Origin of the sequence: Schaalia odontolytica, from assembly GCF_024584435.1 — a bacterium.
Lineage (GTDB): Bacteria > Actinomycetota > Actinomycetes > Actinomycetales > Actinomycetaceae > Pauljensenia.
Map to the genome: position 1 here is coordinate 605,286 of NZ_CP102197.1, position 12,531 is coordinate 617,816.

Annotated in this window: 10 protein-coding genes and 1 tRNA gene; 5 read left to right on the forward strand and 6 right to left on the reverse strand. The window is 66.9% G+C overall.

The features are described from left to right. The first annotated feature begins 108 nt into the window (after positions 1-108). Positions 109-1,521: an aspartate ammonia-lyase gene (aspA, locus tag NQK35_RS02700; RefSeq protein WP_034231942.1), complete on the forward strand. Its 1,413-nt coding sequence runs from the start codon at positions 109-111 to the stop codon at positions 1,519-1,521. A 62-nt stretch (positions 1,522-1,583) separates the two neighbouring features. Here the strand turns inward: aspA and NQK35_RS02705 are convergent, their stop codons facing one another. Together NQK35_RS02705 and aceE are read right to left on the reverse strand one after the other, a co-directional pair. Then, a complete protein-coding gene (locus tag NQK35_RS02705; protein ID WP_048743395.1) occupies positions 1,584-2,153 on the reverse strand; it encodes a flavin reductase family protein in 570 nt (189 codons plus the stop codon). Between the two features lie 203 nt (positions 2,154-2,356). Further along, a complete protein-coding gene (gene aceE / locus NQK35_RS02710) occupies positions 2,357-5,101 on the reverse strand; it encodes a pyruvate dehydrogenase (acetyl-transferring), homodimeric type (protein ID WP_257114477.1) in 2,745 nt (914 codons plus the stop codon). A 336-nt stretch (positions 5,102-5,437) separates the two neighbouring features. On the opposite strand from aceE, the gene NQK35_RS02715 reads away from it, so the two are divergent. Next, positions 5,438-5,839 (forward strand): DUF3052 domain-containing protein, encoded by a 402-nt coding sequence (locus NQK35_RS02715; protein WP_257114478.1) that lies wholly within the window; start codon positions 5,438-5,440, stop codon positions 5,837-5,839. Between the two features lie 102 nt (positions 5,840-5,941). Further along, positions 5,942-6,015: transfer RNA gene (locus tag NQK35_RS02720), tRNA-Val, on the forward strand. Between the two features lie 119 nt (positions 6,016-6,134). Here NQK35_RS02720 and NQK35_RS02725 read toward each other — a convergent pair. From NQK35_RS02725 to lipB, 4 genes are all read right to left on the reverse strand, one after another. Beyond that, positions 6,135-7,502, reverse strand: coding sequence for an NAD(P)/FAD-dependent oxidoreductase (locus tag NQK35_RS02725; protein ID WP_257114479.1), 1,368 nt, complete (start codon positions 7,500-7,502; stop codon positions 6,135-6,137). Positions 7,503-7,581: 79 nt separating this feature from the next. Next, positions 7,582-9,075, reverse strand: a complete 1,494-nt coding sequence (locus NQK35_RS02730; protein ID WP_257114480.1) for a class I adenylate-forming enzyme family protein — start codon at positions 9,073-9,075, stop codon at positions 7,582-7,584. Next, the gene (gene lipA, locus NQK35_RS02735) at positions 9,072-10,139 is read right to left on the reverse strand and encodes a lipoyl synthase (protein WP_257114481.1); all 1,068 of its coding nucleotides are present in this window, start codon (positions 10,137-10,139) and stop codon (positions 9,072-9,074) included. The genes NQK35_RS02730 and lipA overlap by 4 nt, the downstream gene beginning before the upstream one ends. After that, the gene (gene lipB, locus NQK35_RS02740; RefSeq protein WP_257114482.1) at positions 10,136-10,813 is read right to left on the reverse strand and encodes a lipoyl(octanoyl) transferase LipB; all 678 of its coding nucleotides are present in this window, start codon (positions 10,811-10,813) and stop codon (positions 10,136-10,138) included. The genes lipA and lipB overlap by 4 nt, the downstream gene beginning before the upstream one ends. Positions 10,814-10,952: 139 nt before the next feature. Here lipB and NQK35_RS02745 point away from each other — a divergent pair, with 139 nt between their 5' ends. Both NQK35_RS02745 and NQK35_RS02750 read left to right on the forward strand, forming a co-directional pair. Further along, entirely contained in the window at positions 10,953-11,789 is an 837-nt protein-coding gene (locus tag NQK35_RS02745; RefSeq protein ID WP_257114756.1) for a Nif3-like dinuclear metal center hexameric protein, read from the forward strand. After that, positions 11,786-12,529 carry a zinc ribbon domain-containing protein gene (locus NQK35_RS02750; RefSeq protein WP_009211857.1) on the forward strand — a complete coding sequence of 248 codons (744 nt, stop codon included), beginning with the start codon at positions 11,786-11,788 and terminating at the stop codon, positions 12,527-12,529. Before NQK35_RS02745 ends, NQK35_RS02750 begins: the two co-directional genes overlap by 4 nt. Positions 12,530-12,531: the final 2 nt, after the last annotated feature.

Here is a 12,531-nt window from a genome sequence, read left to right on the forward strand (position 1 = left end):
CGACGTCTCCAATGTTCGTAAAGTGCCGTAATGTCGGGTCTGCCGGGCCTACCATGGAGGCGCATCGCCCGGAACGGACCGGGGAGCGAACTCATGGAAGGAACGATGGTGACCCGCACCGAAGAAGATCTGCTCGGGACCCGCGACGTACCCGATGACGCGTACTGGGGCATTCACACGCTGCGAGCGATCGAGAACTATCAGATCTCCGGACACACGATCAACGAGGCACCCGAGTTGATTCGCGCCTTCGCCCAGGTGAAGAAGGCTTGCGCGATGGCGAACATGCAGCTCAAGGCCATGAAGCCCGCCAAGGCGGAGGCGATCATTGCCGCCTGCGACGAGATCATCGAGGGCGGCAAGTGCATGGACCAGTTCCCCGTCGACCAGTTCCAGGGGGGCGCCGGGACCTCGGTGAACATGAACGCCAACGAGGTGATCGCGAATCTGGCGCTGGAGATCCTGGGGGAGGACAAGGGACGCTACGACATCATCAATCCGAACGATCACGTGAACCGTTCGCAGTCCACGAACGACGCCTACCCGACGGCCTTTCGCATCGCGCTGTGGCGCAAAGTCAACCGCCTGCGCAAGGCGCTGGATGAGCTGGCGGACGCGTTTGACGAGAAGGGAAGCGAGTTCCGCGACGTGCTGACGATGGGGCGCACGCAGCTCCAGGACGCGGTCCCCATGTCCCTGGGCGGCGAGTTCACTGCCTTCGGGCACACCCTGCGCGAGGAGGATGAGCGCCTGGTGAACAACGCGGAGCTCCTCCTGGAAACCAACCTGGGGGCCACCGCGATCGGGACCGGCCTCAACACGCCGGACGGCTATCAGGAGGTCGTCGTGCGCTACCTGCGTCGTATCACGGGCGCGCGCGTGGTGGCCTCTCCGAACCTCCTGGAGGCGACGTCGGACACGGGGGCGTACGTGTCGATGCACGCCACGATCAAGCGCAGCGCGGTGAAGCTGTCAAAGATCTGCAACGACCTGCGACTGCTCGCGTCGGGTCCGCGCGCGGGCCTCAACGAAATCAACCTGCCGAAGATGGCGGCAGGCTCCTCGATCATGCCGGCGAAGGTCAACCCGGTGATCCCCGAAGTCGTCAATCAGGTGTGCTTCAAAGTGATCGGCAACGATCAGACGGTCACGGCCGCCGCGGAGGCCGGTCAGCTGCAGCTCAACGTGATGGAGCCGGTGATCGCCCAAGCCCTCATCGAGTCGATCAATCTGCTGGTCAACGCGTGCGACACGCTGCGTGAGCGCTGCATCAACGGGATCACGGCAAATGCGCAGGTGTGCCGCGCCTACGTGGAGAACTCGATCGGCATCGTCACCTACTTCAACGACGTGATCGGCCACCACCTCGGCGACGTGGTCGGTAAGCGGGCTGCGGCGGAAGGCAAGACGATCCGCGAGGTCATCCACGACATGGAACTCCTGTCGGAGGAGGAGGTGGAGCGGATTCTTTCCCCGGAAAACCTGGCCCACCCCAAGTATGCGGGCACCGAGGAAGAGTAGGCGAAGCACGGATGGGGCCGGGGAGACCACGCAGGAATCCCCGGCCTTCGTCGTCGCGGATGCTAGGGGAGGAGCGAGTCCTTGAAGGGGCGCACGAACCTGCCGAAACGCTCCACCCGGTCTGAGAAGTACCGGTAGATGCGCCTGCGCGCATCGCCCACGTACTCGACGGTGTGCAGGTCCTCGTAGCGGAAGCGACCGTTCTCGTCGATGAGGGCAGGGGTGACCAGCCGCTGGATGATCTCGCAGCGAAAATGCGTGTAGCTGCCGTCATCCGTGGCTTCCAGGACACGGCACAGCAGGCTCATCTGAGAATCGTCGAGCACGGGGATGCCGTCGTGGTCGCTTGATGCGACGCGCGTATCGGCGAGCTTGTTTCCGCCCGAAACTGTACCCGCGTACTCGTACAAGCCCATGGCCTCGGCGCCGAAGAGGTTGAGCGAGCAGACGCCGGAGCGCTTGATCGAGCGGGCGGCGTGCGTCGTCGAGTCACAGCCGATCATGACCATCTGTCCCAGCGAGTACGAGGATGATCCCGTCGTGATGCCGACGCCGACGGCTTCGTCCGGGTAGGCCAGGATGTAGACGGGAAAGCCGTAGTAGAACTTCTCGGTGTCATAAGGTACGTGCATGCCTCCATTGTGCGCCCCACCGGGCATGCGGGCCGAGGCTGAGCCGCGTGTCGGGGGCGGCCCTGGTGGCAGCTCGTCGCTTTGCTCACGAAACGGCTGTCCCACGTCTCGGCGATGCGACGAGGCCGGGGACCCCGCGTGGGGACCCCCGGCCTCGCTACGTGGCTAGTTCCGCGAATGGAGGGACGCGGCCCTAGCGTCTCCTACTCCTCGCCGGCGTGGTCGTTGCCCTGGATGGCGTAGTTGAACAGGTCGTACTTGGCGATTGCCTGCTCAACGAGAGAGGGATCGATCTGCCCGGAGTCGGCGAGAGCGGCGAGCGTGCGAACGACCATCGACTCGGCATCGATGTGGAACCAGCGGCGGGCGGCCCGGCGCGTGTCGGAGAAGCCGAATCCGTCGGCGCCCAAGACGTGGTAGTCTCCGGGCACCCACTGGCGGATCAGGTCGGGGAGCATGCGGTCGAAGTCCGAGGACGCGACGAACGGGCCCTCGCGCCCGGCGAGCTTGGCCGACACGAAGGGGGTGCGGCGCGGCTCGGAGGGGTGCAGGTAGTTGTGCTCGTCGGCTTCGAGGCCGTCGCGGCGCAGCTCGTCCCACGAGGTCACGGACCACACGGCGGCGTCCACGCCCCAGTCGCGGGCCAGCAGCTCGCGGGCCTCGCGTGCCCACGGCACGCCCACACCGGAGGCGAGGAGCTGCGCCTTGGGACCACCGAAGTTCTGGTGCTCGTCGAGGTTGTAAATGCCCTTGACGATCCCCTCAACGTCCACGTTCTCAGGCTCGGCAGGTTGGCGGATGGGCTCGTTGTACACGGTGATGTAGTACATGACGTTCGGGTCACGTCCGCCGGCGTCGCCGTACATGCGCTGCAGCCCATCGGACATGATGTGGCGGATCTCGTAGGCGTAGGCGGGGTCGTAGGACACGAAGGCGTGGTTGGTGGCAGCCAGAACCGGGGAGTGGCCATCCATGTGCTGCAGGCCTTCGCCGGCGAGCGTCGTGCGGCCCGCGGTCGCGCCGATGACAAAGCCCTTGGTCAGCTGGTCGCCGGCCGCCCAGAACTGGTCGCCGGTGCGCTGGAAGCCGAACATCGAGTAGAAGATGTAGATCGGCACCATCGGCAGGTCGTGCGTGGAGTAGGCGGTGCCAACGACCTGGAATGCCGCGGCTGATCCGGCCTCGGTGATGCCGGTGTGCATGATGCGGCCCTGCTCGGACTCGCGGTAGGAGAGCATCATGTCGGCGTCAACGGGCGTGTAGGACTGGCCGGTCGTGTTGAAGATCTTCGCCGACGGGAAGATAGCGTCGAGGCCGAAGGTGCGCGCCTCGTCGGGGATGATCGGCACGAAGTACTTGCCGACCTCCTTGTCCTTCATGATGTCCTTGATGAGGCGCACGAGCGCCATCGTGGTGGCGACCTCGAGCTTGCCCGATCCCTTGGACAGTGCCTCGAAGGGGCGGGTCGGGAGGGCGGGGAGTTTGGGCTGACGCTCGGGGCGACGCTCAGGCACCCAGCCGCCGAGGATCTCGCGGCGCTCCTTCATGTACTGCAGGGCCGGGTGGTCGGCCGGCGGCATGTAGTAGGGAGGCTGGTAGGGATCGCGCTCGAGCTCCTCGTCCGTGATCGGGATCTGGAGGCGGTCGCGCAGCTGCTTGGCGTCCTCGAGGGTCAGCTTCTTCATCTGGTGCGTGGAGTTGCGTCCCGCGAAGTGGCTGCCCAGCGCGTAGCCCTTGATGGTGTGGGCGAGGATGACGGTGGGTTGGCCCGTGTGCTCCATGGCGGCCTTGTACGCCGCGTAGACCTTGCGGTAGTCGTGGCCGCCGCGCTTGAGCTCCCAGATCTGCTCGTCCGTCCAGTTCTTCACCATCTCCTTGGTGCGCGGGTCGCGACCGAAGAAGTGCTCACGCACGTACGCGCCGTCGTTGGCCTTAAAGGTCTGGTAGTCGCCGTCCAGGGTGTCGTTCATGAGGTGAACGAGCGCGTCGTCCTTGTCGGCGGCGAGCAGCTGGTCCCAGCCGCGTCCCCAGATGACCTTGATGACGTTCCAGCCCGCGCCCTTGAAGAAGGCCTCAAGCTCCTGGATGATCTTGCCGTTGCCACGCACGGGGCCGTCGAGGCGCTGCAGGTTGCAGTTGATGACGAAGGTCAGGTTGTCGAGGCGCTGCTGGGCCGCGAGCTGCAGCATGCCGCGCGACTCGGGTTCGTCCATCTCACCGTCGCCGATGAACACCCACGTGTGCTGCTGCGAGGTGTCCTTGATGCCGTTCATGAACAGGTAGCGGTCGAACCAGGCCTGGTAGATACCTTCCGCGGGACCCAAGCCGAGGGAGACCGTGGGGTACTCCCAGAAATGGTCGAGCTGGCGGGGGTGCGGGTAGGAGGGCAGGCCGTGGGCGGTGGACACCTGCTGACGGAAGCCGTCCATCTGTTCTTCGGAGAGACGACCTTCGAGGAAGGCGCGGGCGTAGGGGCCGGGGGAGGCGTGTCCCTGGAAGAAGACGTGGTCGCCGCCGCCGGGGTGGTCCTTGCCGCGGAAGAAGTGGTTGAGGCCGACCTCGTAGAGGGTGGCAACCGAGGCGTAGGAGGAGATGTGTCCGCCGACCTTGACGCCGGGGCGCTGGGCGCGCGTGACCTGCACGGCGGCGTTCCAGCGGATCCAGCGGCGGTACTCGCGCTCCATGGCTTCGTCGCCGGGGAAGTAAGGCTCCTGATCAACGCTGATCGTGTTGACGTAGGGGGTCGTGTACTCCTGGGGGAGCTGAACGCCGTTGCGCCGGGCCTCATCGAGCATATGCAGCAGGATGTAGCGCGCGCGGGGACCGCCCTTTTCGTTGATGAGTCCGGACAGGGACTCGACCCATTCGGCGGTCTCCTGGGGGTCGTTGTCGGGAACCTGGGGGACCAGCCCGTTGACGACGGGGTGGAACTCGTGGAGTTGGCTCACGGTGTACCTTCTCGCTTGACTCGGTGCTGCTCGCGCAGCCTGCGTGGGCGGTGCCCTGTGGCGACACCGCACATATCGGGACTATTGTCCCACTATTGGCGGTGCTGTGCGAGCGATTTGCGTGGCCGCGCACTATGACGTGCGTATCACCGAGGCGCGTGCACCTAAAGGATTGGGCGCGGTGGCTCGGTAAACCTGCTGGTCAGCCTCCTTCGCCCGCATCGTTGCCTCGTTGAGAGGCGCCCCTTGCGTTTGATGGTGCCTCATGCCCTAGGATGAAGGCGTGAACGTTGATATGACACTGAGCTTCGGCTCCATGAGGGGCGGTGCTGCACGATGGCAGTGAGCCTGGGTTTTGCATCCGGCGCGATCGTGCAGGAGTTTTACGTCGATGACGACGTGGACCGCTCGATTCGCGACTCCGTTGAGGCCGAGACCGGCCAGGCCCTGGTCGATGTGGACTACGGCGACGTGGTGGACGGGGCGATCGTGTGGTGGAGGGCCGAGGATGCCGAGGAGGAGGACCTGGCGGACGTCCTGGTGGATGCCATGAGCAACCTGGACGACGGGGGGCTGATCTGGGTGCTGATCCCCAAGGCCGGACGCCCCAACTCGGTGCGCGTGGGCGACGTGGAGGAGGCCGCGGGGATCGCTGGCCTGCACGCGACGACCTCAACGGCGCTGGGGGAAGCCTGGGCGGGGGTGCGCCTGACCGCGCGTCCGCGTTCGCGCCGCTAGCATCAATCACGAGGCCTCGGCGCGGCAGCGCTGTCCTGTGCCGTGTCGCTCGGCCTCGGATATGACCGTGCGCGGTGCTTCTGGTAGATTGGCGCGTGCGTGGGGCCTTTAGCTCAGTTGGCTAGAGCGTCTGGTTTACACCCAGAAGGTCATCGGTTCGAGCCCGGTAGGGCCCACAAACGGCTGGGGCCGGAAGCAAGTGCTTCCGGCCCCACACCATTTGCCTGCAGTTTTGTCAGTGCGCTGCCACTGTTCTCGACCGCGCGCCAGAGCAAACCGTCAGAGCGTGGCCTGCTCAGGCCTCGTGGCTGCGCTCCTCGACCACGTCCTCGCCGGCGACGAGCTTGCCGGAGGCTCCCGCGCCCAGCTGCTCCATGGCCAGGCGGCCCACCATCTGCTGGTTCGTCGTCGTGCGCTGGGAGCGCGCGCCAGAGAGGAAGCTGAAGAACCAATTCACCAGCGTGCCCACCTGCGACTTGAAGCCGACGATGTAGAGCAGGTGCAGGAAACACCAGGCCACCCACGCGGTGAAGCCCGTCATCTTCGTGTTACTCATCTTCACGACCGCCTTGAAGCGCGCGATCGTCGCCATCGACCCCTTATCGAAGTAGGAGAACTCCGTCGCCCTCGGCTTGCGGCCCGCCAGGCGCGCCGCCACCGTGTCGGCGGCGAAGCGCGCCGACTGGATCGCGCCCTGCGCGACGCCTGGCACGCCGGGGAAGGCCATCATGTCACCGAGCACGAAGATCTCGGGGTGACCTGGCAGCGTGAGGTCCTTGTTGACGGTCACGCGGCCTGCGCGGTCCACCTCGGCGCCCGTCGCCTCGCCCAGCGCGCGGCCCAGCGGGCTCGCGGACACGCCCGCAGCCCACACCTTGCACACGGACTCGATCCGCTCCTCCTCGCCGGACTTGTACTTGAGGGTCACGCCCTCGGCGTCCACGTCGGTCACGAACGCGTTCATCTTCATCTCGACGCCGAGCCCCGCCAGCGCCTCCTCGGTCTTGTGGCCGAGCTGCTCGCCGAACGGGGGGAGTGGGTGCTCGGCACCGTCCACCAGGATGACGCGGGCCTTCGTCGGATCGATGTTGCGGAACTCGCCCTTCAGCGTGTGAGAGGCGAGCTCGCGGATCTGCCCGGCCATCTCGACGCCCGTCGGACCCGCGCCCACGACGACGAAGGTGAGGAGCTTGCCCACCAGAGCAGGGTCGGTCTCGATCTCCGCCAGCTCAAACGCGCCGAAAATACGCGCGCGCAGCTCGAGCGCGTCATCGATCGTCTTCATGCCCGGCGCGAACACCGCGAAGTGGTCGTTGCCGAAGTAAGACTGACCGGCACCCGCCGCGACGATCAGCGTGTCGTATTCGGTCTGCTCGTACTTGTTGTGGTTGCGCCACTTGACGGTGCGCGTCTCGACGTCGATCGCCTCAACGAGCGCCTGCAGAACCGTCACGTTCTTCTGCTTGCGCAGGATCTCGCGCGTCGTGGGGGCGATGTCGCCCTCGGAGAGGATGCCGGTGGCCACCTGGTAGAGCAGGGGCTGGAACAGGTGGTGCGACGTGCGGGCCAGGATGGTGATGTCGGCGTCGGCCTTCTTCAGTCGACGAGCGGCGCTCAGGCCAGCGAAACCGGAGCCGATGATGACGATGCGATGGCGGGGCATAAGACTCTCCTTCAATTATGCAAGGCTAATCTTACCTAAATGTGGTGCGCATAAATTGTGAAGTGTCGCGCACTCGTCTCTAGCGTTCCGACGCCGAAAACAGCTCCGCCGCCCCGAGCGGATCAGGCTTGCCCGTCGCCGTCGTCGGCAGCTCGTCCACGACCACGATCCGCCGCACCTTCTCCCACGGTGCCAAGGCCTCGCGCAGGGCCTCCGACAGCGCGTCGGCGCTCAGGGACGAGGCCTGGGCGCGGCCCTTGGGAGAAGGCACGATGAGCGCGGCGACGATCTGCCCCCAACGCCCATCCGGCAGTCCCACGACAAGCGCATCCGACACCTCGTCCAGAGAGCGTAGAGCCCTCTCGACCGTCGGGGGAGCGACGAGCTCTCCGGCGGTGTTGATCATGCGGTGGGCGCGTCCCACCATGTGCAGCCAGCCGTCATCGTCGCGCGTAGCAAGGTCGCCGGTATGCAGCCACTCCTCGCCGCTGACGACGCCGGGGCCGCGCACCCAGATCTCGCCCATCTCATCGACGCAGGCTTCGCGCTCGTCGGTGGCCATGACGCGCAGGTCTACGTAGGGGAAGGGAACACCGAGTGATCCGGCGGGCGCGCCAGAATCTGGGGTGGCGACAGTTCCCGCGCCGGAGGTCTCCGTCATGCCCCACACGTGAATGGGGGACAGGCCGACCGAGCGCATCGCCTCGGCGAGGTCCGCCGTCATCGCGTCGCCGCCGATGAGGGGACGAACCCACGACGAAAGGTCCCCGCCGCCGCGCTCATGCTCATCGAGGATTGCACGCACGATCGCGGGCACGGCGAACATCATCGTGATCCCGTAGCGCTCGATCGCGTCGATGACGCCGCGCGCGTCGAAAGACCCCGGGAAACCGAGGGTGACCAGGGTGCCGCCGTGCGTCCACACGTCCATCGACGTGCCGTTGAAGCCCCCGATGTGGCTCGCGGGCGCACATACGCCCACGACCGACGAGGTCGGCGCGTAGTCGAAGCCCTCGCGGAAGTTCGTCGATCCCCACCACATGACTTCGTGAGTGAGCTCGACCGGGCGCGGCATGCCCGTTGAACCCGACGTGAAAAGAATCGCCGCGAGCTCGGCGCCGCAGCGCGCGGGTTCGCCCGCGATGGGTCCGCCGTGCCTCGTCCAGGAGCGCAGGTCGTCCCACGGGAAGGCTCGGACCCCCGCGTCGGCCAGCGCACGGGCGTGCAAGGATGCGGACTCGTCGACGAACGCCCAGGTCACACCCACCCGCACACACATCGACGCGAGCGCCGAGGAGGGCAATCGGGGAGAAAGAGGAACCGTCACCGCGTGCAGCCAGGAGGCTGCCGCGTGGCACAGGAAATGCCACGCGGAGTTTGTTCCGATCAGCGCAATACGGGTTCCGGCCCCGAGTCCCCGCCGCCGAAATGCGCCGGCCAGGCGCGCCACAGCATCGAAGGACTGCGACACGGTCCAACGCTCGCCCGTTGCTGCGTCAACCAGGGACAGTCGACCGGGGCTGCGCCGCGCAGCTCGGGCGAGCGCCCGCGCGGGCGAATAGTCGGGCCTCACGAGGCCGAGGCGGCCTTCGCGGCTTCCATGGCCGCGTGACGCTCCGAGCGTTCCTTCAGGCGCGCGAGGACGGAGCCGGCCTCCTGCAGCGTGGAGCCGGAGTTGGCGATGTGGCGCAGCTGCTCAGGGATCTCGAAGCCGCGTGCGCGCATGCCCTTGGCCCACAGCAGGCCCGCACGGTAGGAGGAACGCACGAGGGGGCCGGCCATGACGCCCGCGAAGCCCATCTCCTCGGCCTGCGCGGCCAGCTCAACGAACTCCTCGGGGTGGACCCAGCGGTCGATCGGGTGGTGCAGGGGAGAGGGGCGCAGGTACTGCGTGAGCGTCAGCAGGTCGCAGCCGGACTCGTGCAGGTCGCGCATGGCGGCGCTGATCTCCTCGCGAGTCTCGCCCATGCCCAGGATCAGGTTCGACTTGGTGACCATGCCCCCGTCGTGGGCGCGCTTGATCATGGCGAGTGAACGCTCGTAGTTGAACGCGGGGCGAATCTTCTTGAAGATGCGTGGCACCGTCTCCAGGTTGTGCGCAAAGACCTGCGGGCCTGCCTCGATGACCATGTCGATCGAGTCGGCCTGGCCGCGGAAGTCATCGACGAGCAGCTCCACGCCGGTGCCCGGGTTGAACTCGTGGATGAGGCGGCAGGTCTGCGCATACAACCACGCGGCTCCGTCGGGCAGATCGTCGCGGGTCACTCCCGTGATCGTCACGTAACGCAGGTCTAGGTCGCGCACCGACTCGGCGATGCGGCGCGGCTCGTCCCTGTCGTACTCGGTGGGACGCCCCGTCGCGATATCGCAGAAGTCGCAGCGGCGCGTGCACAGGGCGCCGCCGAGCAGGAACGTTGCCTCGCGGTCCTGCCAGCACTCGTAGATGTTGGGGCACCCGGCCTCGGCGCACACCGTGTGCAGGCCCTTGGCGTGGGAGAGAGCGCGCATGTCCTGGTAGTTCTCACCCGCCTTGGCGGTCGTGCGAATCCACTCGGGCTTCTTCTCGATCGGCGTTTGCGAGTTGCGTACCTCGATGCGCAGGAGCTTGCGTCCTTCGGGATCGGGCAGGGTGCTCATAGCGGTGACCTCGTCGTGTAGGAAACGGAAGCGGGAGCGGTCGCCAGGCAGGGGGAGATGCGCTCCACCATGCGCGGGAGAAGCTCGGATGCGGCATCGTGCACGGTCGTTGCCACGCCCTCCCATGACAGGGAGGTGACGTCGGCGTCCGTGAGACCGCAGGGGATGATGCCCTCGAAGGCGTGAGCCGGGTCGATATCGACGTTGAGGGCGATGCCGTGGAGGGTCGCGCCGCGCGCAACCTTCAAGCCGATCGCGCAGATCTTACGGTCGCGCCGTCCCTCTTCGGTCAGCCACACGCCCGCACGCCCCTCGACGCGGTGCACCGGCAGTTCCCAGACCTCACGGACGGTGTCGATGACCGAGGCCTCGACGGCGCGAATCCACTGCACGAGATCGACGTGCTCACGCAGGCGCACGACGGGGTAGACGACGACCTGACCGGGGCCGTGCCAGGTGGCAGAACCCGCGCGGTCGGTGCGGATGACGGGGATCGTCGTGGAGGGAATGTCCTCGGGCTTCGTGTGGCGCCCGGCCGTCCAGGTCGGCGTGAACTGGGAAACGATGATCGTGTCCTCGCCGCCTGCGAGGACGGCTTCGTGCGTGGATCGCTGGAGCGCGTCGACCTGGGTATAGTCGACCAGGCCGCGGTCGAGAAGGCTCACAATCTGCACGGATGTGATCATAGTCGCGGGCAGGGTCCCTTGCCTGTTGGGCCTCCGCTATGCTTGACGCATGACAGATTCCTCACCTCTTGCGCGGGCGTGCCCGGCCGCGCCATCAGCTGAGCAACCGTGGAGCGTCGGCGACGTCATGGCCCTCATGGAATCCTGGTATCCGGCGGCGACGGCCCAGTCGTGGGACCGCGTCGGCCTCATCGTCGGAGACCCGGCCGCGCCCGTGCGTTCGATCCTCCTCGCCCTCGACCCCACCGAGGCCATCGCCCGGCAGGCCGTTGCCGGACCCGCCGGGAACGCGGCGCCCTATGACATGGTGATCACCCACCACCCGCTGCTCCTGCGCGGGGCGTCCTTCCTGCCGACCTCAGACCCCAAGGGTGCGGTCGTTACCACGCTCATCCGTCACGACATTGCGCTCTTCAACGCGCACACGAATGCCGACGTCGCCGAGGGCGGCGTCGCCACCGCCCTCGTCGACCTCATCGGCCTGCGCGACACCGTTCCCCTCGAACCCTGTGGCACGGACGCCAAGGGGCGCCAGATTGGCCTGGGGCGGGTGGGCACGGTACCCGAGACGACCCTTGGTGCCTTCGCCGACCACGTCGCCGCGGTCCTTCCCGCGGGTCCCACCGGACTGCTTGTGGGAGGCGACGAGGCGACGTCCGTGCGCCGCGTGGCCGTCGTCGGTGGTGCTGGCGACAGCGCCCTGGACGCCGCCCGCCAGGCTGGCGCGGACGTGTACCTGACGGCCGACCTGCGCCACCACCCAGCCTCGGAGCACCTCGAGGGAGGGCGCCCCGCCCTGCTGTGCGGCTCACACTGGGCCACGGAGTCCCCGTGGTTGCCCGTCCTGGCCCGGCGACTGCGCGGAGCGGCCGCCGACGCCCGTGTGGAAGTTCGCGTCGAAGTCTCTACGATTGTCACCGAGCCATGGACCAGCCACCGAATCACCCAGGGGGAACTAGCGTGAAAGCGACGTACACCGACCAGCTCGACCTCCTCGAGCTTCAGAAGCTTGACCAAAAGGAGTCGGCGCTGCGCCACAAGCGCGATTCGCACCCCGCTCACGCCACGGTTCGCGAGTTTGCGGGTCGAGTCGCCGATTTGCAACGCGCCGCAATCAGCCAGAACGCCGTCATCTCCGACACCGGGCGGGAGGTGCGCCGCATCGAGGAGGAGATCGCGAAGGTTTCTGAGCGACGCTCGCGCCAGCAGGGGCGCATCGACGCCAACCTGGTGCCGCTGCGGGACATCTCGGCCATGGAACACGAGATCGCTCAGATGGACCGGCGCCTGGCCAAGCTGGAAGACGACCAGGTTGACGCGGAGGAACGCGTCGAGGCGGCACGGGCGGCGCAGGAGAAGATGAAGGCGGAAGCCCAGGCGATCACGGAGGACATCGAGCGCATCAAGGCCGACTTCCAGGCGGACGTGGCCGAAGCCGACGATGAGTTGCGGCGCGTCATCGCCGCGCGCCGCGAGCTGACCGATCGCCTTCCGAGCGATCTCCTGAACGAATACGAGGAGGCTCGCCGCCGCAACGGCGCGCTGGCCGTCATCGAGGTTCGCGACGGCTACGGCATCGGCGTCGCAGCAGACCTGAGCCCTATGGAACTCGAACGCATCCGCCTGACGCCCGCCGACGAGGTGTACCTGACCGAAGAGACGACACAGATCGTCGTGCGGACGGCGGAAAATACCCCGCGCTGAGG

Coding starts and splice junctions, on each gene's coding strand:
- NQK35_RS02745 (WP_257114756.1), top strand. CDS start 10,953: ATGGCCCTCATGGAATCCTGGTATCCGGCGGCGACGGCCCAGTCGTGG.
- NQK35_RS02715 (WP_257114478.1), top strand. CDS start 5,438: ATGGCAGTGAGCCTGGGTTTTGCATCCGGCGCGATCGTGCAGGAGTTT.
- NQK35_RS02705 (WP_048743395.1), bottom strand. CDS start 2,153: ATGCACGTACCTTATGACACCGAGAAGTTCTACTACGGCTTTCCCGTC.
- lipA (WP_257114481.1), bottom strand. CDS start 10,139: ATGAGCACCCTGCCCGATCCCGAAGGACGCAAGCTCCTGCGCATCGAG.
- NQK35_RS02725 (WP_257114479.1), bottom strand. CDS start 7,502: ATGCCCCGCCATCGCATCGTCATCATCGGCTCCGGTTTCGCTGGCCTG.